General features: G+C 35.8%; 34 protein-coding genes. 21 read left to right on the forward strand and 13 right to left on the reverse strand.

Features of this window, described 5'->3' with window-relative positions; genetic code table 11:
• Positions 1-148: 148 nt before the first annotated feature.
• The 9 genes from SJY24_RS09120 to SJY24_RS09160 all read left to right on the forward strand — a co-directional run bounded on the left by SJY24_RS09120 (position 149) and on the right by SJY24_RS09160 (position 5,017).
• Positions 149-352, forward strand: coding sequence for a DUF3929 family protein (locus SJY24_RS09120; protein ID WP_000262494.1), 204 nt, complete (start codon positions 149-151; stop codon positions 350-352).
• Positions 353-422: 70 nt separating this feature from the next.
• Positions 423-614 carry a hypothetical protein gene (locus tag SJY24_RS09125; protein WP_000535934.1) on the forward strand — a complete coding sequence of 64 codons (192 nt, stop codon included), beginning with the start codon at positions 423-425 and terminating at the stop codon, positions 612-614.
• A 116-nt stretch (positions 615-730) separates the two neighbouring features.
• Positions 731-1,105, forward strand: coding sequence for a GntR family transcriptional regulator (locus SJY24_RS09130; RefSeq protein WP_098498659.1), 375 nt, complete (start codon positions 731-733; stop codon positions 1,103-1,105).
• Between the two features lie 3 nt (positions 1,106-1,108).
• A complete protein-coding gene (locus tag SJY24_RS09135; protein ID WP_377864450.1) occupies positions 1,109-1,981 on the forward strand; it encodes an ABC transporter ATP-binding protein in 873 nt (290 codons plus the stop codon).
• Complete coding sequence (locus SJY24_RS09140; protein ID WP_377864451.1) at positions 1,962-2,627, forward strand: ABC-2 transporter permease; 666 nt, start codon at positions 1,962-1,964, stop codon at positions 2,625-2,627. The genes SJY24_RS09135 and SJY24_RS09140 overlap by 20 nt, the downstream gene beginning before the upstream one ends.
• Before the next feature lie 14 nt (positions 2,628-2,641).
• Entirely contained in the window at positions 2,642-3,274 is a 633-nt protein-coding gene (locus SJY24_RS09145; protein WP_377864452.1) for an ABC-2 transporter permease, read from the forward strand.
• A gap of 74 nt (positions 3,275-3,348) precedes the next feature.
• Complete coding sequence (locus SJY24_RS09150; protein WP_377864453.1) at positions 3,349-3,972, forward strand: ABC-2 transporter permease; 624 nt, start codon at positions 3,349-3,351, stop codon at positions 3,970-3,972.
• Positions 3,973-3,989: 17 nt separating this feature from the next.
• The gene (locus tag SJY24_RS09155) at positions 3,990-4,583 is read left to right on the forward strand and encodes an ABC-2 transporter permease (RefSeq protein ID WP_377864454.1); all 594 of its coding nucleotides are present in this window, start codon (positions 3,990-3,992) and stop codon (positions 4,581-4,583) included.
• 248 nt (positions 4,584-4,831) lie between these two features.
• Complete coding sequence (locus SJY24_RS09160; RefSeq protein ID WP_377864455.1) at positions 4,832-5,017, forward strand: hypothetical protein; 186 nt, start codon at positions 4,832-4,834, stop codon at positions 5,015-5,017.
• 16 nt (positions 5,018-5,033) lie between these two features.
• Here SJY24_RS09160 and SJY24_RS09165 read toward each other — a convergent pair whose 3' ends face one another.
• The 5 genes from SJY24_RS09165 to SJY24_RS09185 form a co-directional block, all read right to left on the reverse strand.
• Entirely contained in the window at positions 5,034-5,291 is a 258-nt protein-coding gene (locus tag SJY24_RS09165; RefSeq protein WP_377864456.1) for a DUF3975 family protein, read from the reverse strand.
• 15 nt (positions 5,292-5,306) lie between these two features.
• Positions 5,307-5,621 carry a DMT family transporter gene (locus SJY24_RS09170; protein ID WP_000312621.1) on the reverse strand — a complete coding sequence of 105 codons (315 nt, stop codon included), beginning with the start codon at positions 5,619-5,621 and terminating at the stop codon, positions 5,307-5,309.
• 1 nt (position 5,622) lies between these two features.
• Positions 5,623-5,955: a DMT family transporter gene (locus SJY24_RS09175; protein ID WP_000312339.1), complete on the reverse strand. Its 333-nt coding sequence runs from the start codon at positions 5,953-5,955 to the stop codon at positions 5,623-5,625.
• Positions 5,956-6,026: 71 nt separating this feature from the next.
• The gene (locus tag SJY24_RS09180) at positions 6,027-6,608 is read right to left on the reverse strand and encodes a TetR/AcrR family transcriptional regulator (RefSeq protein WP_377864457.1); all 582 of its coding nucleotides are present in this window, start codon (positions 6,606-6,608) and stop codon (positions 6,027-6,029) included.
• 98 nt (positions 6,609-6,706) lie between these two features.
• On the reverse strand, positions 6,707-7,684 hold the full coding sequence (locus SJY24_RS09185; RefSeq protein ID WP_377864458.1) for a LacI family DNA-binding transcriptional regulator: 978 nt from the start codon (positions 7,682-7,684) through the stop codon (positions 6,707-6,709).
• Positions 7,685-8,001: 317 nt separating this feature from the next.
• On the opposite strand from SJY24_RS09185, the gene SJY24_RS09190 reads away from it, so the two are divergent.
• Positions 8,002-8,538 carry a DNA polymerase III subunit delta gene (locus SJY24_RS09190; protein ID WP_377867230.1) on the forward strand — a complete coding sequence of 179 codons (537 nt, stop codon included), beginning with the start codon at positions 8,002-8,004 and terminating at the stop codon, positions 8,536-8,538.
• Between the two features lie 36 nt (positions 8,539-8,574).
• Here SJY24_RS09190 and SJY24_RS09195 read toward each other — a convergent pair whose 3' ends face one another.
• Positions 8,575-8,958: a rhodanese-like domain-containing protein gene (locus SJY24_RS09195; RefSeq protein WP_098498670.1), complete on the reverse strand. Its 384-nt coding sequence runs from the start codon at positions 8,956-8,958 to the stop codon at positions 8,575-8,577.
• Between the two features lie 170 nt (positions 8,959-9,128).
• Between SJY24_RS09195 and SJY24_RS09200 the strand changes: the two genes are divergently transcribed.
• Positions 9,129-9,965: a lipoate--protein ligase family protein gene (locus SJY24_RS09200; protein ID WP_000514069.1), complete on the forward strand. Its 837-nt coding sequence runs from the start codon at positions 9,129-9,131 to the stop codon at positions 9,963-9,965.
• Between the two features lie 28 nt (positions 9,966-9,993).
• Here SJY24_RS09200 and SJY24_RS09205 read toward each other — a convergent pair whose 3' ends face one another.
• The 3 genes from SJY24_RS09205 to SJY24_RS09215 all read right to left on the reverse strand — a co-directional run bounded on the left by SJY24_RS09205 (position 9,994) and on the right by SJY24_RS09215 (position 12,032).
• Positions 9,994-10,836: a dihydrolipoyllysine-residue succinyltransferase component of 2-oxoglutarate dehydrogenase complex gene (locus tag SJY24_RS09205; protein ID WP_377864459.1), complete on the reverse strand. Its 843-nt coding sequence runs from the start codon at positions 10,834-10,836 to the stop codon at positions 9,994-9,996.
• A 201-nt stretch (positions 10,837-11,037) separates the two neighbouring features.
• Positions 11,038-11,709 carry a DUF1129 family protein gene (locus SJY24_RS09210; protein WP_377864460.1) on the reverse strand — a complete coding sequence of 224 codons (672 nt, stop codon included), beginning with the start codon at positions 11,707-11,709 and terminating at the stop codon, positions 11,038-11,040.
• Between the two features lie 5 nt (positions 11,710-11,714).
• Positions 11,715-12,032 (reverse strand): PadR family transcriptional regulator, encoded by a 318-nt coding sequence (locus tag SJY24_RS09215; protein WP_000556083.1) that lies wholly within the window; start codon positions 12,030-12,032, stop codon positions 11,715-11,717.
• Positions 12,033-12,199: 167 nt separating this feature from the next.
• Here SJY24_RS09215 and splB point away from each other — a divergent pair, with 167 nt between their 5' ends.
• The 3 genes from splB to SJY24_RS09230 all read left to right on the forward strand — a co-directional run bounded on the left by splB (position 12,200) and on the right by SJY24_RS09230 (position 14,500).
• Positions 12,200-13,225, forward strand: coding sequence for a spore photoproduct lyase (gene splB / locus SJY24_RS09220; protein WP_377864461.1), 1,026 nt, complete (start codon positions 12,200-12,202; stop codon positions 13,223-13,225).
• Positions 13,226-13,370: 145 nt separating this feature from the next.
• The gene (mntR, locus tag SJY24_RS09225) at positions 13,371-13,799 is read left to right on the forward strand and encodes a transcriptional regulator MntR (protein WP_001143080.1); all 429 of its coding nucleotides are present in this window, start codon (positions 13,371-13,373) and stop codon (positions 13,797-13,799) included.
• Positions 13,800-13,852: 53 nt separating this feature from the next.
• On the forward strand, positions 13,853-14,500 hold the full coding sequence (locus tag SJY24_RS09230) for an HAD family hydrolase (protein ID WP_377864462.1): 648 nt from the start codon (positions 13,853-13,855) through the stop codon (positions 14,498-14,500).
• A 79-nt stretch (positions 14,501-14,579) separates the two neighbouring features.
• Here SJY24_RS09230 and SJY24_RS09235 read toward each other — a convergent pair whose 3' ends face one another.
• The gene (locus tag SJY24_RS09235; RefSeq protein WP_002129056.1) at positions 14,580-14,981 is read right to left on the reverse strand and encodes an SA1362 family protein; all 402 of its coding nucleotides are present in this window, start codon (positions 14,979-14,981) and stop codon (positions 14,580-14,582) included.
• Between the two features lie 79 nt (positions 14,982-15,060).
• Positions 15,061-15,981: a DUF1385 domain-containing protein gene (locus SJY24_RS09240; protein WP_377864463.1), complete on the reverse strand. Its 921-nt coding sequence runs from the start codon at positions 15,979-15,981 to the stop codon at positions 15,061-15,063.
• A 244-nt stretch (positions 15,982-16,225) separates the two neighbouring features.
• Here SJY24_RS09240 and SJY24_RS09245 point away from each other — a divergent pair, with 244 nt between their 5' ends.
• From SJY24_RS09245 to efp, 4 genes are read left to right on the forward strand one after another with little or no spacing between them, the layout of a single operon-like run.
• Positions 16,226-16,711 (forward strand): YqhR family membrane protein, encoded by a 486-nt coding sequence (locus SJY24_RS09245; protein ID WP_377864464.1) that lies wholly within the window; start codon positions 16,226-16,228, stop codon positions 16,709-16,711.
• A 55-nt stretch (positions 16,712-16,766) separates the two neighbouring features.
• Entirely contained in the window at positions 16,767-17,207 is a 441-nt protein-coding gene (aroQ, locus tag SJY24_RS09250; RefSeq protein WP_070144825.1) for a type II 3-dehydroquinate dehydratase, read from the forward strand.
• Positions 17,208-17,211: 4 nt separating this feature from the next.
• On the forward strand, positions 17,212-18,273 hold the full coding sequence (gene pepQ, locus SJY24_RS09255; RefSeq protein ID WP_070144824.1) for a Xaa-Pro dipeptidase: 1,062 nt from the start codon (positions 17,212-17,214) through the stop codon (positions 18,271-18,273).
• A 21-nt stretch (positions 18,274-18,294) separates the two neighbouring features.
• The gene (gene efp / locus SJY24_RS09260) at positions 18,295-18,852 is read left to right on the forward strand and encodes an elongation factor P (protein ID WP_000626521.1); all 558 of its coding nucleotides are present in this window, start codon (positions 18,295-18,297) and stop codon (positions 18,850-18,852) included.
• A gap of 36 nt (positions 18,853-18,888) precedes the next feature.
• Here efp and SJY24_RS09265 read toward each other — a convergent pair whose 3' ends face one another.
• Positions 18,889-19,209, reverse strand: a complete 321-nt coding sequence (locus SJY24_RS09265) for a hypothetical protein (RefSeq protein WP_377864465.1) — start codon at positions 19,207-19,209, stop codon at positions 18,889-18,891.
• A complete protein-coding gene (locus SJY24_RS09270; RefSeq protein ID WP_001164979.1) occupies positions 19,190-19,768 on the reverse strand; it encodes a GNAT family N-acetyltransferase in 579 nt (192 codons plus the stop codon). The genes SJY24_RS09265 and SJY24_RS09270 overlap by 20 nt, the downstream gene beginning before the upstream one ends.
• A gap of 180 nt (positions 19,769-19,948) precedes the next feature.
• Between SJY24_RS09270 and SJY24_RS09275 the strand changes: the two genes are divergently transcribed.
• From SJY24_RS09275 to spoIIIAB, 3 genes are read left to right on the forward strand one after another with little or no spacing between them, the layout of a single operon-like run.
• The gene (locus tag SJY24_RS09275; protein ID WP_000816054.1) at positions 19,949-20,230 is read left to right on the forward strand and encodes a YqhV family protein; all 282 of its coding nucleotides are present in this window, start codon (positions 19,949-19,951) and stop codon (positions 20,228-20,230) included.
• Positions 20,231-20,257: 27 nt separating this feature from the next.
• Positions 20,258-21,184, forward strand: a complete 927-nt coding sequence (gene spoIIIAA / locus SJY24_RS09280) for a stage III sporulation protein AA (RefSeq protein WP_377864466.1) — start codon at positions 20,258-20,260, stop codon at positions 21,182-21,184.
• A complete protein-coding gene (spoIIIAB, locus tag SJY24_RS09285) occupies positions 21,178-21,693 on the forward strand; it encodes a stage III sporulation protein SpoIIIAB (protein ID WP_000238700.1) in 516 nt (171 codons plus the stop codon). The genes spoIIIAA and spoIIIAB overlap by 7 nt, the downstream gene beginning before the upstream one ends.
• Positions 21,694-21,707 lie beyond the last annotated feature (14 nt).

A 21,707-nucleotide genomic window follows, 5' to 3' on the forward strand; every position in this document is an offset into this window, starting at 1 on the left:
GAAAAAGTCGGTTTGATAAAAGTATTTATTTTTGTTAGAATTTTATTGAAATTAAGAAGATGTGATGAGGCAAAAATTACTCATTTTTATGTATATGTGAAAAAACGAGCAATATGGGGGTGAAAGTGTGGGATATCGATGTTATAGAATGGTATACCATTTAGAAAATGGAGAAACAATTAAAGATATAAAAGAATTTTGTTACCGAGACCAAGGGAAAGTGCTAGAAAGAGTAGCTCATCGTGTAATGGACAATAGAGAAGTGACAGCGATTGATAAACAGGGAACGATCATTTCAATAGCGTGTGAGGACATTGTAAAGGTAGAACTTGATTACATAACAGAAAGTTAGCCTTGAGTCATATCGAATTATTCGATAAAATATACTGTTGAATGGTGAAGAGAGCAGAGAGGAGTTTATCATGGGTAGTACAAGACACTTTTATATGTTTATTTTAGCGTTTGTTCTTGTTGTGGCGTTAACAATTTATTTAATTGTTGATAGCAGCTGGTACAATACAGTTCATCCGGCATTCCTTTTATTTATGTATGTAGGAATTGCGGTTGTTAGTTTCGGAATGAGAGACGAAATGTTAGATCGCTTTGAAAAGTGATACATATACGAAAGACCAACAGGAAAATGTTGGTCTTTTTTTCTTTCCAAAAATAGGATGTTCTGTATATACTGTGTATATAAGATATACACAGTATATACACACTGGAGGAAAACATGAATATTATTATTTCGAATTCTTCCCAAGACCCTATTTATGTGCAAATAAGGAAACAATTAAGCCAGCTTATTTTAAATGGTGGTTTAAAGGGTGGAGATCAATTACCGTCTATCCGTAGCTTAGCGAAGGAATTACAAATTAGTGTAATTACAACGAAGCGTGCGTACGAGGAGCTTGAAAAAGAAGGATATATAGAAACTGTTGCTGGGAAGGGCACTTATGTTTCACGTAAAAATAATGAACTATTAAAAGAACAGCGGCTACGTCTATTGGAAAATAAAGCGGAAGAGATTGTGAATGAAAGTAAAGTGTTGCAGCTTTCACTTGAAGATTTACAACAGATGATTGCGTGTTTATATGAGGGGGAATAAGAGATGTTAGAGCTGAAAGGCGTTTGTAAAAATTATCCGGATTTCTCGGTGAAAAATATAAGTTTTACATTGCCACGTGGATATATTATGGGATTTGTTGGACCGAATGGAGCGGGGAAAAGTACGACGATCAAAATGATTATGAATCTAATTAGAAAAGATAGTGGTGATATAAAAATTTTTGGCAAAGACAATAAGAAAGCCGAAAAGGAAATAAAACAAAATATCGGTTTTGTATATGATGAAAATCATTACTACGAAGATTTAACGTGTGAGCAAATGAAGCGTATTATTGCACCGTTATATAAAAAGTGGGACGAAAATCAGTATCAATCGTATATGCATAGATTACAAGTTCCGAAGTATAAAAAAATTAAAGAACTATCAAAAGGGATGAAAATGAAATTTGCGATTGCCATCGCACTTTCACATCACGCGGAGTTTATCATTATGGATGAACCGACAGCAGGATTAGATCCAGTTGTACGGAGTGAATTACTTGATATGTTGCAAGAGATTGTAATGGAAGATGAAGTATCTGTATTATTTTCAACGCACATTACAACAGACTTAGAACGTATTGCAGATTATATTACGTTTATCAATGATGGAGAAATTATATTTACTGGTGAGAAAGATGAATTAATGGAGAACTACGTAATCGTAAAGGGAAGTAATGATTTATTAGATCGAGAAGGAAAAGAACTATTTGTCGGATTACGAAAAAATAAATTTGGTTTCGAAGGTTTAGCAAAGGATAAACAAGCAATTATCGACTGGTTTGGAAATGAGGTTGTAATAGAAAAGCCTACATTAGATGATATTATCGTCTACACTGCGAAAGGGAGAGGTGCCTATGCGTCAGCTCATCTATAAAGATTTATTCTTTTTTCGGGTGATGTGGTTAGTTTATCTAATTGTACCATTGATTTTTTCTTTTATAGAGCCGGTTGGTGAAACGGTATTTTCTACAAGTTGCTTACTTATAACAATTTCCACATCAATGATATTAATAGGGATGGATGAAAAAAATAAAAGTGATGTCATTATGAATAGTTTACCATTAAGTCGAAAGAATATCGTTATCGCTAGATATATTTCCTGTGCAATATTTATCGCTGGAAGTATGTTTGTAACGATGTTCGTTATTTTTCTAATAAGAGGTGTTGTTGTCATTAGTGATATTCATGCATATCATCCAAATTTATATATTGAAATCCCTTGGTATGCAGTAGTTAGAGGAGGGATAAGCTCTTTAGTTTATATAGCGGTGCTGTTTCCTAGTTATTATGGAAAAAAATCCAAAATGGCATGTGGACTATTTACAGGTGGAGCCGCTATGGTAGCTGGTTTTGCGGGGATATTTATAGGTGATGGAGAAACGGCGGCATTATCGTTTGTTGAATGGGTTATAACTCCTTCGAATTTTGTGTGGTTTTTAGTTGGAGTAATTATACTAGCTAGTGTATATATCGCCTCTATGTTTCTCACAATTAAAATTTATGAAACGCGTGATTTATAGAGAGGAGAATTTATATGCAACAGTTGATTTTGAAGGAGTTTTTCTTGCAAAGAAAAGTATTTCCCATCTATTTAATCCTGCCTATTTATGGGGTGTTACAACAGTCTATAGAACCATTTCAGTTGGCGTTTGTTTGTTTTGCTATCTGTCTTTTGATGATTTCAATCTCTTTATCAAATGAAGAGAAAAATAGTACGGAAAAAATATTAGTAAGTCTACCTTTTACTAGGAAAGATATTGTCATTGCGAAATACATATCGACAGTATTTTTTATTGGAGTTAGTCTAATCGTTACATTTGTTTTCTTTGTGCTACCTGTATCTGTATTAAGAGAAAATACAAACATTCCGTGGTATGCACTATTTATAGCTATTTTCTTTTCTGTTCTTTATGCCGTTATGATTCTTCCCATAAAATATAGTGTGGATAAACAAACGGTTACTATTCTGGGAGCGATTATGCTTTTTCCTATAATAGGTTTGTTAGGATTTATGTGCAATATATTTGCTGAGGAAAGGCTTATGCTAATGTTTTTCAAATCTTCAGATGTGCTATTAGTTATTAGTATTTTAAGTCTAGGAGCGTGTTTAAGTTATTTCGCCTCAATGTTTTTATCGATTGTAAGTTTTAAAAAGAAGGAGCTTTAATACTTATAACTTGTCTAATATAAAAACTAATAAGTGATGTTATGGGATGAGATGAGGTCAAGGAGGTGCAATAAATGATCAAGCAATTAGTCTTAAAAGATATGATGTTGCAAAGAAAGTTAGGGTTTGTTTATCTTATATGTTTGTTTTTCCTTGCTATTGTTGATTTTCGTAGTGATAGTTTCCTTATGACGATTAGCGTATCTATACCTTTTCTTGGAATGATACTGTCAATGAGTTATGAGGGGAAAAATAAAAGTGAAATAATAGTAAATAGTTTACCGTTTGAGCGTAAAGATATTGTCATAGGGAAATACATATTTGTAAGTATTTTAGTTGCTCTAGGTGGAGGTTTCTCACTAGTGATTGGCTTAATTCAGTTACAAAATGAATATATAACTGGACTTATGCTGTGGGGAGCGGTTCTTGGCGGAATAACGGGAGGATTGGTTTGTAGCATAATCGTACTCCCAATTGAATTTTTAGTAGGGTATAGCAGTGCAAAACAAATTGCTCCGTTCGCCGGACTTGCGTTGGGGTATTTAAGTGGACTGATTGTAAGTAACGTCTGGTTAGATGTAGAAAATGCTTGGAACACGAGTTTAGTCGTAAATATTTGTTTTATAGCAGGGCTGCTTCTTTTATATATCATGTCTATGTTACTCTCAATTAATTTGTATAGTGAGCGTGATTTGTAAGAGAGAGGAGAATAGTTTTGAAACAACTAATTTTAAAAGATTTCATCATTCAATGGAAATTTTTAATTTGGTATATACTGTATCCTGTTTTCTTTTATATGGCCTTAACAGATACGGAAAATCTGTTCATCATTATGTCAGTAATTATTACAATTGGAGCAACAGTAAAAACATTTGAAGCAGATAGTAAAAATGAGAGTGAAGTTATAGTAAATAGTTTACCAATATTGAGAAAACAAATTGTATTTGCGAAATATATAGTAGCAATTATTATTCTTTTTATAAGCGTAACGGTCGGTTGTTTCACGATGGGAATGAAGAATGGGGTTAATCTATTTGAATTTATTGAAACGACAACGGTTGCTAGTATTAGCTTTATTTTAGTGTATTTAAGCTTTGTTTTACCAATATCGTTTTGGTTAGCGTATAAAAAAACTATTTTTATTACGCTTTTCATACTAATAGCACCGATAGCAATTTGTTCTATGTTCTTTCAAATCAGCCTAGAACAAATTCAACTATATAACAGCGTGCTATTCATTGGTTCAATTTGCATGTTCATAGTATCTATCTTCGTTTCAGTGAAATTGTATGAGAAGAGAGAATTTTAAAAGGTGCCATATAAGGCACCTTCTTTAATAACGACAATATGAAAGTAAGAGTTTATAAACAGAGAGGCTATTCGGTACAACATCTTTTGGAGTATGTAATATAAAGCTGAAAACGATAACGAGAATGAGAAAGAGGAAAAATAAAAATAGGATCTGCTTATGTATAGAATTTTGCATATTATCCACTCCTTTTTTAGGTAGTATGTCCAAAAGAAAGGAGTGTATGAAAAATTTTAGGGGGGAGAATGATGAATAAAAGAAAATGGTTATATAGAATAGGGGTACTTTTCGTTTCAATCGGTCTCATATTAGCAAATTTTTACTCAGATATCCCATCACCATTTTCTAATTTGCATAAAGGGATTGGTATAAGTATTGTCATAGCTGGTCTTCTTTGTCTTATCGCATCAAACTTCTACAGAAAGTCTGAATGAATATAAAAAAGGACAGTTACTCTTTTTCAGAAGTACTGTCCTTTTTAAATAATTTATTCCATAGTTTGGCGATACTCCATATAATGACGATTGCAATGGAAGCAATAATTGACCAAGCGATAGATGCAAATTCAAGTGCCATGTTAGGAAGGAATGTAAGAATGGATAATACTTTATGAAACAACCATTCTATTATATGAAAACTTATTTGTAATAGAATGACGATCCCGAGTGTAATCCATGCTAACATTTGTTTTCCTTTTTCTTTCCACATGACAGTCACCTCACGTTAGCTTAATAGTTTTAAGCCAACAGCACCGCATAGAATGCAGCTTAAGAAGGCAAGACGACGCCAATCCGCTGATTCACGGAAAATAAGAATACCTAGAAGTGCACTTCCGGCAGTTCCGATTCCAGTCCAAATCGCGTAAGCAGTTCCCATCGGTAATGTGTCCATCGCGAGGGATAAGAAGAAGAAGCTTACGCCGAAGTTAGCGATTAAAATAACTTTTGGTGCCCAGCCTTTCTTTTCAGTGGCTACTTTCATAAAGAGTACACCAATAATTTCACAAATACCAGCTAGAATTAAAAATACCCAAGCCATTTTATGCGGCCTCCTTCGCTTCTTTTTCTTCTGTTACTCGTTTTAGCCCGATTACTCCGAAGAAGATTAAACCGATTAATAAAACTTTTACAATAGAGAAAGGTTCTCCGAAGATGAAAATCTCTGTAAGAACGATCCCACCAGCTCCAATTCCTGTAAAGACTGCGTATACAGTACCGACAGGTAAATCTTTATAAGCTCTAAATAATAAGACGAAACTAATTGTAATTAATAACGCAACACCAGCCCATTCAAGTGGTGCCTCCGCTTTTTTAAGTCCAATCACCCAAAAGATTTCAATAATACCAGCTATGATTACATAAATCCATGCCATATGTCATTTCTCCTTCCTACCAGTCGTTAGGTAAAGGGCTTAAAAACGACGCATTGCAAAGGAGCAATCCGTCAGTTTGAAAGTCCGCGCCAAAATACTTTCCAAGAAGCGTCTAAACGTGTCTCAAAACGATTTAAACCTGCGTATAGTAGTTCAACCATAAGACCGTCAAGTAAGCATAGAAAAGCCTCTAAGGCATCTTTTATTTCAATGTTATGCAGCTCATCTTGCTCGCTTGCCCTTTTAAATACAGGGAATAAAAGTTTTCCAACGTTCTCAATGTGTACATTTGCTTTATCAATAATTTGTTCGCGAAATGCATCAGGTGGAAAATAAGAAGTTCGTAACCAAAACATTGATTCTTCACTTTCACCAAATCGTTTTGCATAGCCTTTTAACAGACTTACGAGAAGTTCTTCTGTAGATGACGTTGAAAATTTTTCAATATCATCTGTGAAGCTCTGTACATCTTTTTGAAGAGCAGCCTCTAAACATGTAAAGTACAACTCTTCTTTTCCTTTAAAGTGTGCGTAAATCGATGGTTTTTTAATCCCAACTTCTTGAGCAATATTTGCTAATGAAGTTCCTTCATAGCCGTAGCGTGCGAAATGAGAAAGAGCTACAGCTTTAATGCGGTTTGCTGTCATTTTCATCCCCTACCTACCGTTCGTTAGGTTAATTATATGAGATGGAAAATAAAAAGTCAATAGGTGAAGAATATAAAAAAGAGCGCTATAGTTAACGCTCCTTTTTATACTGTTTCTCGCTCAATTAAATGGAATGAAAGTTCTTCTGCGCTGCCGATAATTTGCTCACTTTGAATTTGTTTATGGAATAAAGAAAAAGCATATGAGCCCATTGTGAGCCCGGGATGTTCAATAGTTGTAATTTCTAATGCTTTTGAAATTTCATGGTTATCAAATCCGAGGATAGCGAGGTCTTCAGGTATGCGAATGCCATGTTTTCGCGCCTCTGTTAATAAACCAGCTGCAACTTGATCGTTCGCTGTAAAAATAGCGGTTGGACGATTTTTCATGTTTAAAATACGATGAAGTATTTTTGCCCCGTCCTGCATCGTATAACATTGATGAAAAATCCAATCAGGGTGTACGGTTTTTCCTTCGTGATGAAGAGTATCGGCGAAAGCTTTTTTACGCTCGATTGAATTAACGCTTGTTTCTCTTGCTAAACAAATGCCGATTTTTTCATGGCCCTTACGGAGTAAATAGGAAGTGCCAAGGCGGAATCCTTCATAATGATCTACAAAGACAGATGAAATGAGCGGATGTTTCATTTTTTCACATGAAATAATGGGGGCAAATTTTGCGAACGGTTCAATTTTTTCCCATGAACTCGTTCGAGAGCAAATAATCATCCCGTCGAATTGTTTCATTTTCATCATTTCAAGAACGCGAATTTCTTCAATACTATCGTAATTCGTTTGGCATAAATTAATATGATATCCAGCTGCTAATGCTTCGTTTCCGATTCCTTCAATAATGGTACTGAAGTATGGAACATTAATGAAAGGGAGCATAACCCCGATTGTATATGTTTTTCCCTTTATTAAATGAATAGCATTAATATTTTTTGCATAGTTCAATTCTTCAACTGCATCTAGAACACGCTTACGTTTTTCTTCTTTTACGTAAGGGTGATTATTAAGGACGCGGGAAACAGTTGCTATGGATACACCAGCAGTTTTTGCAATCTGTTTTATATTGGCCATATGTATCACCTCTTTACTTAATTATAAGGGGAAAATAATAAGAATGAAAAAATCTTGACCTGAAAAGCTTTTCACAAACTATGTTATAAACATGACTTCTGTTATTCGCGTAACCTTTTTATTTGGGCGTGAGAGTAGCGGGGGCCTTTTTTATATGTTTGCAAAGAAGTTTTGTCAAAATGTGTGAGAATAACGTGGAAAGTTTTCGGAGGAGGCGTTTCATAACGAAGCGAATAGAAGAGAGTATAAACGCTTCGCTCGTTAAGAGAGCGGTATGAAAGGGCGGAAACAAATTGAAAAAAGGAATCATTTGTTTCGTGTTTTCTAGTGTAATACTTAGCTCATGTTCATTTCAGCAAACGATGCAAGAAGAAAAAACATTTGTAGGAACAACAGGAGGGGCTAAGGACCGTGTTACTGATCCGATTCCCCTAAAGGAACTTCCAAAATATTTTCCGGCAAAGTTTAAAGTTCCAACGTTTTTACCTTATGACACTATGAGTGATGTGAAGGGAGAGGTAAGAACGATGGGAAAGAAGAATGCTGTATTAACGATTAAATATAAGCAACAAGAGAAAGGAAGGCACGATTATATAGAATTGACAGTGGCCAACTTTTCTTACAGTTTTCCATACCTCGTAGAAGAGAATCGATTTCAAGAACAAATGAAATTGAATAATGGAGCACCTGCTTATTTTAAAAATAAGGATGATTACGAGCGAGGGGACGAATTTGCTACGCTTATATGGAAAGAGAAGGGGATTGAATATCAGCTATTATATCGTAATGTAGACGAGAAAGATGAAGATGTGATTAAACAAAATCTACTGTACATTGCGAACAATATGGAATGAAAAAACTAGCTGAATTATACAGCTAGTTTTTGTATGTTATTTCTTTTTAATTTTGCCTGACCAAGATTTAAATCCACCTTTTAATTGGTAGAAATCTTTGTAGCCTTGTTTTTTTAAGTATTGAGCTGCACGGCCTGTACGGAATCCGCTTTGGCAGTATAAATAAACAGGTTGATCTTGGCGAAGTTCTTTGTGGCGAAGGCGAATTTGTGATAACGGAATGTTACGTGCACCTAAAATGTGCCCTGCGTTATATTCGTCTGCTTCGCGAATATCGATAAGCTGTGCTTTACGGTAGCCAGCGCGAAATTCTTCTTCTGTAAGAGTTTTAATTAATTTTTTCTGATAGAAATACATCCATACAGTGTAACCGATGAACGCTACGATTACGGCTAATAAAATAATCCAACTTGTTGACACGGTTCTATCGCTCCCTTTTTTCTAATCCTACTTTCAATATTATAATGCCCATATGTATTTATGCAACAGATTCATTCGCATATATGAAGAAATTTCGTATTCTTTCACAAATTTTGTCGAATTTGGTAGACTAGAGAATGTGAAAAATAATTGGTTATATGAGGTGCAGGATGGGAAAAGAAAAATGGTGTTATATTAACTCTGGTCAATGTTCACCAGCATTTAATATGGCGTTAGATGAATGCTTATTAAATTGGCAAAGTGAAAAGAAAATGCCGCCAACAATTCGTTTTTATGAATGGGAAGTGCCGACACTAACAGTCGGGTATTTTCAGCGTGTTGAAAAAGACATTAATATGGATGTAGTTAACGAAAAGGAATATGGTTTCGTTCGTCGTCAAACAGGCGGCAGGGGTGTATTACATGATAAAGAATTAACATACAGTGTTATTGTGTCTGAAGATCATCCAAATATGCCAAAAACAGTTACAGAAGCGTATCGCGTTATTTCGCAAGGGTTATTAGACGGTTTTAAGGCATTAGGATTAGAAGCATATTATGCGGTTCCCAAAACAGAAGCGGATCGTGAAAATTTGAAAAACCCACGTTCAGGTGTATGTTTTGATGCACCATCTTGGTATGAGATTGTAGTGGAAGGAAGAAAAATCGCAGGCAGTGCTCAAACACGTCAAAAAGGTGTTATTTTACAGCACGGTTCTATTCCGTTAGAAATAGATTTAGATGAGTTATACGATCTATTTTTATTCCCGAATGAACGTGTAAAAGAGCGTATGAAAAATATGTTTTCTTCTAAAGCGGTAGCGATTAATGAATTAACAGATCGTACATTTACGATTGAACAGTTAATTAAAGCGTTTGAAACTGGATTTGAAAAAGGATTAGATATAGAGCTTGTGCCGTATGAACTAACAGAAGAACAGCTTCATGAAGTTCAAACATTAGCAAAAGAGAAGTATGAAAGTAACGAATGGAATTATAAAAAATAAGGAGATGGCGACCGCCATCTCCTTATTTTTATAGTAAATTAAGTACTTTTTCTACTTTGATTCCTTTATCTTGTAAAGAACGAAGGCGATTTACAACGTCCATAATTTCTTTGTCGAATGTAACGCTAATACCTTGGCTTTGTAGCTCTTCTTTTAATCCTTCAATAGAATCATCTATGTCGATGCCAAGCTCGTAATCTTGACAAACTTCAATTGTCTTTTTCACAAGTTTAACATAATTTTCTTGTAGTTTTGTATTTGTTTCAGTCAAAGCAGGTTGCTTTGGTTTTGCAGGAGTAACCGGAGCTGTCTCTTGCTTTTTAACTGGAGTAGGTACTGTTTTTTTCACAGGTGCTGGAGTAGATAGTTCTACAGCCGCTTCAACACTTACTGGTTTCAGCGTTGGTACCGGAGTAGGTTTAGGTGCTGCAGCAGGTGTTTCTACTCGCGTAACAGGTTTTGGAGCAGGTGTAACTGCTTTTGGAGCTTCTACAACTACTTCTTTTTTCGGAGTAGCTTCTACAACTGTTTCTTCTTGCTCAGCAGCTTCTTTATTTTCTTTGCTCCACATAACGCGTTCAACTTCTAGAGAAACATTGTTTTTGTTCATCGCTGTTAATGTAACTTTACCAACCTCAGCGTTCCCAGTGAAATCAACAATTTTATAAATAACACTCTTGTTCCAATCCACGTTTCCGCTCAAAAATAATTCTTCGTTACATTTTGGCGTTAAGCCCTCGATTTTAATTTCTGCGTTTACACCGTTTTCACTATATACCATAATTAGCGAAGCATTTACATCTTCGTCTGCTAACATTAGTTCACGTACCATTTTGCCGGTGCGTACTTGCGTTTTCTTCTTAACTGACATCTAATTTCTCCTCTCAAAAATTCAGTAATAATAAAAAAATCGTATAACGAAAAATAATTGCTCACGAAGATTTATGATACCGATAATAAAAGCATCACGTCAACAATTAACTTTAATTATTTTGCATTTTTCTTATTTTCTTTATGAAATTTTTCAATTTGTAAAATTAGACAGAAGAAAAAACAGCCTTTTGAGAGGCTGTTAAAAATTTGATTTTTTGTATAGTAATTTATATAAAATAAAAAATAGGATAGCGATTAAGGCGTTTTGCCAAAAGGTTAGATGATAAATGAGATAGGGTTGTTTTTTAAAATAGACATTTAAAAATACAGCTGAACAAAATGGAGTAGCGAAAGCGAAACCAAATAGAATTCTTCTTTTCCAATTCATCTTCTGATCAAAGGAGTAACGCTTTAATAAATATAAAATAAACAGTATGCCTAGTATAATTAGTGAAACAGAAAAAGTAGTTCCAAGGATGCTAAAAGGCGGACTTGATAATGTATTGTTTTTTTCAAAGAGAAACATAAAAAATGAAATAATTGCATCTATGCCAAACTGTATAGCAAGAAGTAAACTAATAGCAAATCCAATTAAAGAAGTTTTTTCTAGCTTTGTTTGGGTTGGTGAAGCTGATATAAGTTCATCGCAATAAGATTGTAAATCATCTCCAAAGATGTCGTAAGCATTTTTATTTTCTGTTTGTGCTTCGATAAGATGATCTAATATTTCTAGTAAAAGTTCCTCCATTTGTTGCTCGGGTACGTTAGATAATCGAAGATATACTAACATATCACCGTAAGCAGATTCGTTTTCAGGTGTTAGAAGTTCTCGTTTTTTATTGTTCAATTCAACCAAATCTTTCGCCTTCATCCCCATCACTCTCCCTGTAATAAGTTGTTTACCGTCGTTGAAACCATTCCCCAGCTTTGCTTAAATTCTTCAAGTTGTTCTAATCCCTTATCAGTTACGTGATAATATTTTCGCTTCGGTCCAAGAGAGGAAGCCTTTAATGTACCTTCAATAAGTTTCTCTTTTTGCATACGTAACAATAAAGGATATATGCTTCCTTCACTTACGAATGTAAAGCCGTGTTTATTTAATTTTGTACTCAGTTCATATCCGTACACTTCTTCTTGTGAAATGATGTATAGAATGCAACCTTCTAGTACACCTTTTAACATTTGGCTGTGCATGATTTCACCACCTTTTATCCAGGTAACATCCAGGTAACTTGCGTTGCAAGGTAGCTGATATCCAAATTATAACATTCAGTAACTTGCAACGCAAGTTACTGAAGTGGAAAACTTTAATCTGCGTTAATTTTACTTTGTTTCCCATACTAACTAGAGGAGGGAAGCATATGAAACCATTTATGCCAAAGCTCGTTTACTTTGAACCGAGGGCACTCGAATATCCACTTGGAAAAGAGCTTTATGAGAAGTTTACGAAGATGGGATTAGAAATTCGTGAAACGACATCACACAATCAAATTAGAAATTTGCCAGGCGAAAATGAATTGCAAAAGTATCGTAATGCAAAAGCGACACTTGTCGTTGGGGTGAGGAAGACATTAAAGTTTGATACATCAAAGCCATCAGCTGAATATGCAATCCCGCTTGCAACAGGGTGTATGGGACATTGTCATTATTGTTATTTGCAAACGACACTTGGTAGTAAACCTTACGTAAGGGTGTATGTGAATCTAGATGAAATATTTGAGAAGGCAAAGCAATATATGGATGAAAGGGCCCCTGAAATAACAAGATTTGAAGCGGCGTGTACATCAGACATCGTTGGAATTGATCATTTAACGCATGCATTAAAGCAGGCGATAGAGTTCATCGGAGAAAGTGAAAATGGACGTTTACGTTTTGTTACGAAATATTCGCACGTTGATCATTTATTAGATGCAAAGCATAATGGGAAAACGCGTTTTCGATTTAGTATTAATTCACGTTATGTGATTAAAAATTTTGAACCAGGGACATCACCATTTGAAGAGCGAATTGAAGCTGCTCGTAAAGTAGCGGGGGCTGGTTATCCGCTTGGCTTTATTGTTGCGCCAATTTATATGCATGAAGGGTGGGAAGAAGGGTACCGTGAATTGTTTGAACGATTGTACAATGCGTTAAAAGACATGAAGATACCAAATTTAACTTTTGAATTAATTCAACATCGTTTTACGAAACCAGCCAAAAAAGTCATTCAAGAACGTTATCCGAATACGAAACTTGAAATGGATGAGGAGAAGCGGAAATATAAATGGGGACGATACGGTATTGGGAAATATGTATATCAAAAGGATGATGCAGAAGTGCTGGAGGCAACAATAAGAAGTTATATACATGAGTATTTTCCTGATGCAGAAATTCAATATTTTACATAAGGGGAATCTGTATGCGAATATGGATTCTTTTTTTGTTTTATATATTTAGGCTCGTTTCCACCTTGTCACGTTATTCTTTCTGGTGTATCATTTTATTGATTGCTTCGCACGGAATAAGCAAAATGAAATTGGATGGAGGAAACCGATGCCTACCCCTAGTATGGAAGATTATATTGAACAAATTTATTTGTTGATTGATGAAAAGGGTTATGCCCGTGTATCTGATATTGCTGAAGCGCTTAGTGTACATCCATCCTCTGTAACAAAAATGGTACAAAAATTAGACAAAGACGAATATCTAATTTATGAAAAATATAGAGGGCTTGTATTAACATCAAAAGGTAAAAAAATCGGAGAACGTCTCGTATATCGTCATGAATTGTTAGAACAGTTCATGCGCATTATCGGTGTGGATGAAAGCAAAATTTATAATGATGTAGAAGGAATTGAACATCATTTAAGTTGGGAATCAATTGACCGTATCGGTGATTTAGTACAATACTTTGAACAAGATGAAGTTCGAGTAGAAACACTTCGTGGTGTTCAAAAAGCAAATGAAGAGAAAAGTAATTAAGGGGAACGTGTGGCGTTTCCTTTTTTATTTCAATCGAAAAGGATGGGAGAATCATGAAAGCGATTATTTTTGATTTTGATGGATTAATTGTGGACACAGAAACAATATGGTTTCACTCTTTCAGAGATGCTGTTCGTGAATACGGCAGCGAGTTACCTTTAGAGGAATTTGCGAAATGTATTGGAACGACAGATGAAGTGCTTTATGCATATTTAAAAGAGCAATTAAAAGAAAAGTTTAATGAGCATACATTAAAGGAAAAAGTAACAACTTTACATAAAGAAAAAATGAAAATACCGAAAGCCCGTGACGGTGTAAAAGAATATTTAGAAGAAGCGAAAGAACTTGGATTAAAAATCGCATTAGCCTCTAGCTCATCTAGAGAGTGGGTCGTTCGTTATTTGGAAGAGCTACAGATTAGAGAGTATTTTGAAGTGATTAAAACGAGAGAAGATGTCGAGAAAGTAAAACCAGATCCAGCCCTTTATAAAGTTGCGATAGAAGAATTAGGAGTTGAACCATCGGAAGCTGTTGTATTTGAAGATTCATTAAATGGATTGAAAGCAGCAATTGCAGCAGGATTAAAATGTGTCGTCGTACCTAATGATGTGACAAGAAATTTACAATTTGAAAACCATCACCTTCGTATCGAAAGTATGAAAGATAAAAGTTTGAAAGAAGTACTTCAACATATAAAGTAAAACTTTAATCAGTCGTGGCTTTTCTCATCCCCACTGATTATTTGCCCATACTAATTGAGATAAAAAAAGACCGTATTTCCTAAAAGGAAGCACGGTCTTTCTTTTTGTTTTTTTTACCTTCAATGACAGTTAAATGAGATTGTTTTCTTTTTCTTTTCAACGATGGAGAATTACCCTTTTTCCCCTTGTCATCAGAAGCATTTCGTTTCAAGAAAGAATTACTTAGGGGTGCTACATTTTGTTTCCCGTGTTTGCGGTTCGATTGTTTCGCTGCACGCTTATATGAGCTTTGCGAATTTGCAGAACCACTAGAGTTTGTAAACATTTTGTAGAGTAAGTAAAAGATACCGACGACAGCTAACATGATACCAATGTTTTTCAATACTCCCATTGGATCTGTAATAACAGATGAAACAAGGCCGAATATTGCTAATCCGATAATAAGCACAAATATAGCGAATGTAAACGAACGACCGTTCATAAGGGACACCTCCTAAAAACATATATTAAAATTAGTATATTAACGATGAGGAAAGGAGTTGAACACCATTTTTAAATAATTATTGTTTGTTTTCTAAACGTAATAATTCTTCAAACGATGCGATTGCAACTTCTGCTTGATCATCTGTTGGTTCTTTCGTTGTTAATAGTTGTAGCCATAATCCTGGATATCCAAGTACTCGCAAAACAGGGACATCTCGTAATCGATTGGTAAATTGTAATACTTCAAAAGAAATGCCGAGAACAACTGGAATTAATAAAATTCGGTTGACTACCCTTGCCCAAAGTGGATCTGTAGGAACTAGGAAATAAACAAACATTCCAATAATGACTGTAAATATTATAAAGCTACTGCCACAGCGATAATGGAGGCGAGTTTGCTTTTGAACATTTTCTACAGTCAGTGGGAGGTTATTCTCGTAAGCATTGATTACTTTATGTTCCGCACCGTGGTACTGAAATACCCGCTTAATAAGTGGGGTTAAAGAAATGAAGTATATATAGCTCAATAATAGCATGAGCTTAATGACACTTTCGACAATGATTTGCCCTGTATGAGATGGGAAAATCGGTCTCGTTAATTCAGCTAAAAGTGCAGGAACTGCTGTGAAAATTACTTTACCGAATATGAACGATAAAACGCCAACTGCTGCAACTCCTAATACCATCGTTAATTTTGATTGTTCTTCTTTTTTATTTGCAATTTGTTCATCTTCTTCTGGGTGGACATCAAATCGTTCTGAAGCAAAGTTTAAATGTTTCGCCCCATTCGCACTTGCATCCACGATAGCGGCAATACCTCGTAAAAATGGAATTTTCTTTAGGATAGATAATGCTTTATTACGAACGCGTGGTAAACGATAAAATTCAATCGATTTATCTTTACGACGAACCGCTGTAACAGTATATTCTCTACCGCCAAACATAACTCCTTCTATGACTGCCTGCCCGCCATATATTTGTTTTGACTCTTCTGCCATGTTAACACCAACCTGTATTTGTTTCTCTCTTATGTAGAAAAAGAGGCAATTGTCATACTTGGTTCTGTCATCTTGAAATAAGACAATCACCGAGTTTCCTTTATTTTATCGACAAATACAGGCAGATGACAAGGGAAAATGTTACGAGAGTCGGACATTTCTTATTCTTTTTATAGACAAATTTTGCAGAATTTAAACATGCTTCAAAATAGTTTCGGGCATACTATTGAGCGGAGGTGTCAATGTGAATCAAGAACAATCAACGATAAGGAACTTTGTACAAATTGGTTTATTTGGTGGCTTGTTTTGGGGAAGTATATGGTATTTCCTTCATATATTCTCGTTTACAGAAGCTGGTCCTAATTATTTCCTATTACCGTTTGCATTTGGCGATTGGAAAGAAGGAGTTTGGGGAAATGTGCTAGGTATCGTTTGTATGGGACTTCTTTCAATTTTAGTGGCCTTGCTCTATAAAGCTCTTTTTAAAAAATTCGAAGGTATATTACCTGGTATACTATACGGTTTATTTTGGTGGGTACTAATATTTTTTGGAATGGGGATAATGGCACCTGTTATTAAAAGTGCACTTCATTTACCGAAAGAAACAATCATAACAACAGCATGTATCTTTATATTATATGGTGTCTTTATTTCATATTCTGTTGCATTCGAAGCGAACAATACAAATAGAGGAGAAGGGCTCGAGAAGACAAACTATTCAAACAAGTGATTCGTATGTTAAAATGTCGTATAGACATTCTTTAATATTAAGGAGTTTTAAGAAAATGAAAAAGTTACTCCTCGTAAATGGTCCTAACCTAAATCGCCTTGGCGTTAGGGAAGTAAATGTATACGGAAAAGGAACGTTAGCGACGCTTGAAACAGATATGAAACAAGAAGCAGAGAAAATGGGAGTGGAGTTAGAATGTTTCCAATCGAATCATGAAGGTGCTATTATCGATCGTCTTCATGAGGCTGAAGATATATATGAAGGGATCATTTTAAATCCTGGAGCATTTACGCATTATAGCTATGCGATTCGAGATGCAATTGCGAGCATTTCGATTCCTGTTATTGAAGTACATATTTCTAACATTCACCAGCGTGAATCGTTCCGTCACGAATCTGTGACGGCGGCTGTTTGTGCGGGACAAATTGTTGGATTTGGTTTTTATGGCTATAAGTTAGCGTTATTTGCATTAATGGAGAAATTAAGGGAGGCATAAAGTAATGGAGAAAATCGAAAGATTAAGAAGCGCATTTGTTGAGGCTGGTATTGACGGTATTTTGTTAACAAATGAACATAGTCGTAGATACATGGCTAACTTCACTGGAACAGCTGGTGTTGTACTTATTTCAAAAGAACGTGCTCAATTTATTACGGATTTTCGTTATGTAGAGCAGGCTAGTAAACAAGCTGTTGGATATGAAATTGTACAGCATGCAGGATTAATTATTGATGAAGTTGCAAAGCAAGTGAAAGAACTTGGAATTCAAAAGCTTGGCTTTGAGCAAGATACTCTTACATATAGCTCTTACGTAACGCATAATGAAGCGATCGAAGCCGAATTTATCCCGACTTCTGGGCTTGTAGAAAAGTTACGCTTGATAAAGACTGATTCAGAGATTAAGATATTAAAGGAAGCTGCACAGATTGCAGATGCTGCCTTTGAGCATATTCTATCATTCATTCGCCCGGGAGTATCTGAAATTGAAGTGTCAAATGAACTTGAATTTTTCATGAGAAAACAAGGAGCAACATCTTCTTCGTTTGATATTATCGTTGCTTCAGGTCTTCGTTCGGCATTACCGCACGGCGTGGCATCTGAAAAAGTGATAGAAAAAGGAGATTTCGTTACATTAGACTTCGGCGCTTATTACAAAGGATATTGCTCTGATATTACTCGTACGATTGCAGTCGGTGAGCCATCTGATAAATTAAAAGAAATTTATAATATCGTTTTAGAAGCACAACTACGTGGTGTGAACGGTATTAAAGCTGGTTTAACGGGCCGTGAGGCTGATGCATTAACGCGTGATTACATAACGGAAAAAGGATATGGTGAATACTTCGGGCACTCTACTGGTCATGGAATTGGTCTTGAAATCCATGAAGCACCAGGTTTAGCGTTCCGTTCTGATACAGTACTTGAACCAGGTATGGCTGTAACAGTAGAACCAGGTATTTATATTCCAGGTGTTGGCGGAGTACGTATTGAAGATGATATCATTGTAACAAGTGAAGGTAATGAAGTAATAACGAAATCACCAAAAGAACTTATTATTTTGTAATACACAGGAGGATTTTTTTACATGATTTCAGTAAACGATTTTCGTACAGGTTTAACAATTTCAGTGGACAATGCCCTTTGGCAAGTAATGGATTTCCAACACGTAAAGCCAGGTAAAGGTGCTGCATTTGTTCGCTCTAAACTACGTAATCTTCGCACAGGATCTGTTCAAGAGAAAACATTCCGTGCAGGTGAAAAAGTAGAAAAAGCACACATCGAAAACCGTCGTATGCAATACTTATACGCGAGTGGTGAGTCTCACGTATTTATGGATAACGGAACTTATGAGCAAATCGAACTTGGTGAAAACCAAATTGAGCGCGAATTAAAATTCCTAAAAGAAAACATGGAAGTATCTATTATGACATACCAAGATGAAGTACTTGGTGTTGAACTTCCGAATACTGTTGAATTAAAAGTGTCAGAGACAGAACCTGGTATTAAAGGTGACACAGCTTCTAACGTAACAAAGCCAGCTACATTAGAAACTGGTCTTGTTGTACAAGTACCAATCTTCATTAACGAAGGCGAAATGCTTATCATCAACACTGGTGAAGGTAAATACGTTTCTCGTGCATAGTAAAAAAAGCACTCGTGATTATCACGAGTGCTTTTTTTATAGAAAGTAAGGTAGATAGTAAATGGCAGTTATAACAAAACTAACTGTGACGAGTGAAAGGGTACCCATAATATATGGAGTCAAAACAATTTGAAACGGGCGTATTTCACCAGTTTCAACACCGGTAAAAGTTTTATTCATTGCATGATCCATATTGTTATTTCTAAACTTACTCATAATAATTAACCATGTAATCGCAAATATTGCTAGGCTACCAAGGAAAAAGCTCTCCATAAATGACCAACCAACGAATTCTGAAAAAAGATAAATAATAGCTAATTCTACTACAATTGTTAAACTAATTTTTAATGCTTTCATATTTTCCCCCCTCATTTTGTACGTCCAGCCAATTTAAAAAATTCTTGCGTGATACGACATGTAGTGAGCAAGGTGACTTTACTTCTTTCTCAAGTGCAGCATGTTCGCCTGGAAACTTGTTTTCCACATGCAATGAAATATAAGGTAGTTTCTCTTGCGCCTTTAAAGAGCGAATGTTAGTCGTTTTAGCACCAGCGAATACGTATGTGAGTTGTAAGTCTAAGAAAGCAACTTTAAAGATTTCTTTTTTAGCGGCCTCGTTATATCCTTTTCCCCAGTATGGATAGCCGATCCAACTGCCAATGTGAGATTGCTTTTTCTCATAATTAATATGTTTAAGTGTGGTGAGGCCAATTATTTCATTTTCTTCATTTACAATCACTCTTGATAAGGAGTGCTTTTTTCGTTCCTCTTCAATTGCAAATAGAATGAATGTTTTTGTATCTTCCACTGATTCTACTTTTAGCCCTAATGCATTTTTTACATGTGGATTGCTTGATAGCTCGAAAATCACATTTGCATAGCGAAAATCGAGTGGTAATAAAGTAACGTGCTGCATCGCCCATACTCCTTTTCTATTAAATATATCATGAAAAATAAGAATATTCAGATTCGAACGAGGCCGGAATAGGAAAATTATGTTTTTACTTCTGAAATAGACAACCTCTGCATATGGTTGTACAAATATATTCTTTTTTAGAATAAGGAACTAGTAACCGTTATGGGAGAAGGTGAGAGAATGAAACAGTGGCTAGCGGCAATGGAAACATCCGTACTTGTGATGGGGTTACTTCGGTTGTTTTCAGGTAGCGCGGAAATATTCGCCGCTTTGCTTATGCTTTATGTGAATGATGCGAAGAAAGCATTGTTTATAAATGGTATGTTGGCGTTTGTTGGACCGACCGTATTAATTTTAACAATGACAATTGGCATAGCGAGTGTAGCAAGTGAAATTTCTTTCCTGAAACTCTTTTTTCTAGCGCTTGGAATTGGCTGCATTTTTATCGCGTTGTTGAAATAGTAAGTCGAGTATAGTGGGGAGAAGCTTATGAAAGAAGTATTAGAGGTATTACCGAAAACGATGAAACAGTTAGTTGAAGGTTGTAAGCAATATGATGCTCTAGAAGAAATTCGCGTTCGAATTGGAAGGCCGCTAGAGTGTATCGCGCATGGAGAAGTGTTTTTTTATGACTATATTGCTACAGCGGAAGATGCACTCTACTTATTGAATAAATTAAGTCAATTTTCGATTTATACGATGGAAGAGGAATTGAAACGTGGATATGTGACACTACGAGGAGGACATAGAATTGGCCTAGCCGGAAAAGTCATTACAGAAAAAAGTGCGGTGAAAATGATTAGGGATGTCTCTTCTTTTAATATTCGTATTGCCCGTCAAAAAATAGGGATTGCTGAGCCGCTTCTGCCATATCTTTATGCATCACGATGGTTAAACACGATGGTAATTGGCCCACCGCAAACGGGAAAAACAACACTTTTAAGAGATGTAGCACGCTGTATGAGTCAAGGTGTGAGTGCTTCGGAAATTCCTTCATGTAAAGTGGGAATTGTGGATGAACGATCAGAAATTGCGGGCTGTGTGAAAGGGGTCCCGCAATATGACTTTGGCACGCGAGTAGATGTATTAGATGCTTGTCCAAAAGCTGAAGGAATGATGATGATGATTCGTTCTATGAGTCCAGACATATTAATCGTAGATGAAATTGGACGTAAAGAAGATAGTGAAGCGATTATGGAGGCGGTGCATGCTGGCGTTCAGCTTTTTATAAGTGCACACGGATTTTCTTATGATGATGTTGTGAAACGTCCATCGTTACAGGCAGTGCTGGAACTCGGTGTATTTGATAGGTTTGTGGAATTGTCAAAAGCGAGAGGACCAGGAACGGTTATGCAAGTGAAAGACAGAGATGGAAAACCAGTATTACCTCATAGAAAGGCTCAAGGCGTATGGTGAAAATATTTGGTGCGGTATTAATAGTTGCTGTTAGCACTTTTTTCGGATTTTCATACGCTAAGCGGTATAGTGAGAGACCGCGGCAGCTTAGGTTATTGAAGGCGGCATTACAATCATTAGAAGCTGAAATTATGTATGGGCACACACCTTTATCTGAAGCTGCAGAGCGATTAGTTAAGCAAATGCCCAAGCCATTAAATTGGATATTTCAAAGCTTTTCGAGACGTCTAGAAAGCGGGGAACAAACAGTTAGAGAAGCTTGGATTGATAGCTTGAAGGAGAACTGGTCATTAACGGCGTTTAAACAAACTGAGTATGAGATTTTGCAACAATTTGGTGAAACACTCGGACAACATGATCGTGAATCACAACAAAAACATATTCGCTTATGTATTACGCATTTGGAAAGAGAAGAAGGCGAAGCAAAAGCTTTACAACTACAATACGAAAAAATGATAAAGAGTTTAGGGGTACTAGCAGGGCTACTTATCGTAATTTTACTGCTATAGGGGGGAGAAAGGCG

This window comes from Bacillus sp. R86525 (assembly GCF_042466195.1).
Taxonomy (GTDB): domain Bacteria; phylum Bacillota; class Bacilli; order Bacillales; family Bacillaceae_G; genus Bacillus_A; species Bacillus_A nitratireducens.

What these genes read in the sequence shown, in the direction of transcription:
- SJY24_RS09235 (WP_002129056.1), bottom strand. Translation starts at nt 14,981, where the DNA reads ATGAACGGTCGTTCGTTTACATTCGCTATATTTGTGCTTATTATCGGA.
- SJY24_RS09275 (WP_000816054.1), top strand. Translation starts at nt 19,949, where the DNA reads ATGAAACAGTGGCTAGCGGCAATGGAAACATCCGTACTTGTGATGGGG.
- SJY24_RS09145 (WP_377864452.1), top strand. Translation starts at nt 2,642, where the DNA reads ATGCAACAGTTGATTTTGAAGGAGTTTTTCTTGCAAAGAAAAGTATTT.
- mntR (WP_001143080.1), top strand. Translation starts at nt 13,371, where the DNA reads ATGCCTACCCCTAGTATGGAAGATTATATTGAACAAATTTATTTGTTG.
- SJY24_RS09230 (WP_377864462.1), top strand. Translation starts at nt 13,853, where the DNA reads ATGAAAGCGATTATTTTTGATTTTGATGGATTAATTGTGGACACAGAA.
- pepQ (WP_070144824.1), top strand. Translation starts at nt 17,212, where the DNA reads ATGGAGAAAATCGAAAGATTAAGAAGCGCATTTGTTGAGGCTGGTATT.
- SJY24_RS09200 (WP_000514069.1), top strand. Translation starts at nt 9,129, where the DNA reads ATGGGAAAAGAAAAATGGTGTTATATTAACTCTGGTCAATGTTCACCA.
- SJY24_RS09125 (WP_000535934.1), top strand. Translation starts at nt 423, where the DNA reads ATGGGTAGTACAAGACACTTTTATATGTTTATTTTAGCGTTTGTTCTT.
- spoIIIAA (WP_377864466.1), top strand. Translation starts at nt 20,258, where the DNA reads ATGAAAGAAGTATTAGAGGTATTACCGAAAACGATGAAACAGTTAGTT.
- SJY24_RS09240 (WP_377864463.1), bottom strand. Translation starts at nt 15,981, where the DNA reads ATGGCAGAAGAGTCAAAACAAATATATGGCGGGCAGGCAGTCATAGAA.
- SJY24_RS09130 (WP_098498659.1), top strand. Translation starts at nt 731, where the DNA reads ATGAATATTATTATTTCGAATTCTTCCCAAGACCCTATTTATGTGCAA.
- SJY24_RS09185 (WP_377864458.1), bottom strand. Translation starts at nt 7,684, where the DNA reads ATGGCCAATATAAAACAGATTGCAAAAACTGCTGGTGTATCCATAGCA.
- SJY24_RS09150 (WP_377864453.1), top strand. Translation starts at nt 3,349, where the DNA reads ATGATCAAGCAATTAGTCTTAAAAGATATGATGTTGCAAAGAAAGTTA.
- SJY24_RS09170 (WP_000312621.1), bottom strand. Translation starts at nt 5,621, where the DNA reads ATGGCTTGGGTATTTTTAATTCTAGCTGGTATTTGTGAAATTATTGGT.
- SJY24_RS09180 (WP_377864457.1), bottom strand. Translation starts at nt 6,608, where the DNA reads ATGAAAATGACAGCAAACCGCATTAAAGCTGTAGCTCTTTCTCATTTC.
- SJY24_RS09265 (WP_377864465.1), bottom strand. Translation starts at nt 19,209, where the DNA reads ATGAAAGCATTAAAAATTAGTTTAACAATTGTAGTAGAATTAGCTATT.
- SJY24_RS09270 (WP_001164979.1), bottom strand. Translation starts at nt 19,768, where the DNA reads ATGCAGCACGTTACTTTATTACCACTCGATTTTCGCTATGCAAATGTG.
- efp (WP_000626521.1), top strand. Translation starts at nt 18,295, where the DNA reads ATGATTTCAGTAAACGATTTTCGTACAGGTTTAACAATTTCAGTGGAC.
- SJY24_RS09175 (WP_000312339.1), bottom strand. Translation starts at nt 5,955, where the DNA reads ATGGCATGGATTTATGTAATCATAGCTGGTATTATTGAAATCTTTTGG.
- SJY24_RS09120 (WP_000262494.1), top strand. Translation starts at nt 149, where the DNA reads ATGGTATACCATTTAGAAAATGGAGAAACAATTAAAGATATAAAAGAA.
- SJY24_RS09135 (WP_377864450.1), top strand. Translation starts at nt 1,109, where the DNA reads ATGTTAGAGCTGAAAGGCGTTTGTAAAAATTATCCGGATTTCTCGGTG.
- SJY24_RS09205 (WP_377864459.1), bottom strand. Translation starts at nt 10,836, where the DNA reads ATGTCAGTTAAGAAGAAAACGCAAGTACGCACCGGCAAAATGGTACGT.
- SJY24_RS09140 (WP_377864451.1), top strand. Translation starts at nt 1,962, where the DNA reads ATGCGTCAGCTCATCTATAAAGATTTATTCTTTTTTCGGGTGATGTGG.
- SJY24_RS09160 (WP_377864455.1), top strand. Translation starts at nt 4,832, where the DNA reads ATGAATAAAAGAAAATGGTTATATAGAATAGGGGTACTTTTCGTTTCA.
- SJY24_RS09215 (WP_000556083.1), bottom strand. Translation starts at nt 12,032, where the DNA reads ATGCACAGCCAAATGTTAAAAGGTGTACTAGAAGGTTGCATTCTATAC.
- splB (WP_377864461.1), top strand. Translation starts at nt 12,200, where the DNA reads ATGAAACCATTTATGCCAAAGCTCGTTTACTTTGAACCGAGGGCACTC.
- SJY24_RS09210 (WP_377864460.1), bottom strand. Translation starts at nt 11,709, where the DNA reads ATGAAGGCGAAAGATTTGGTTGAATTGAACAATAAAAAACGAGAACTT.
- spoIIIAB (WP_000238700.1), top strand. Translation starts at nt 21,178, where the DNA reads ATGGTGAAAATATTTGGTGCGGTATTAATAGTTGCTGTTAGCACTTTT.
- SJY24_RS09165 (WP_377864456.1), bottom strand. Translation starts at nt 5,291, where the DNA reads ATGTGGAAAGAAAAAGGAAAACAAATGTTAGCATGGATTACACTCGGG.
- aroQ (WP_070144825.1), top strand. Translation starts at nt 16,767, where the DNA reads ATGAAAAAGTTACTCCTCGTAAATGGTCCTAACCTAAATCGCCTTGGC.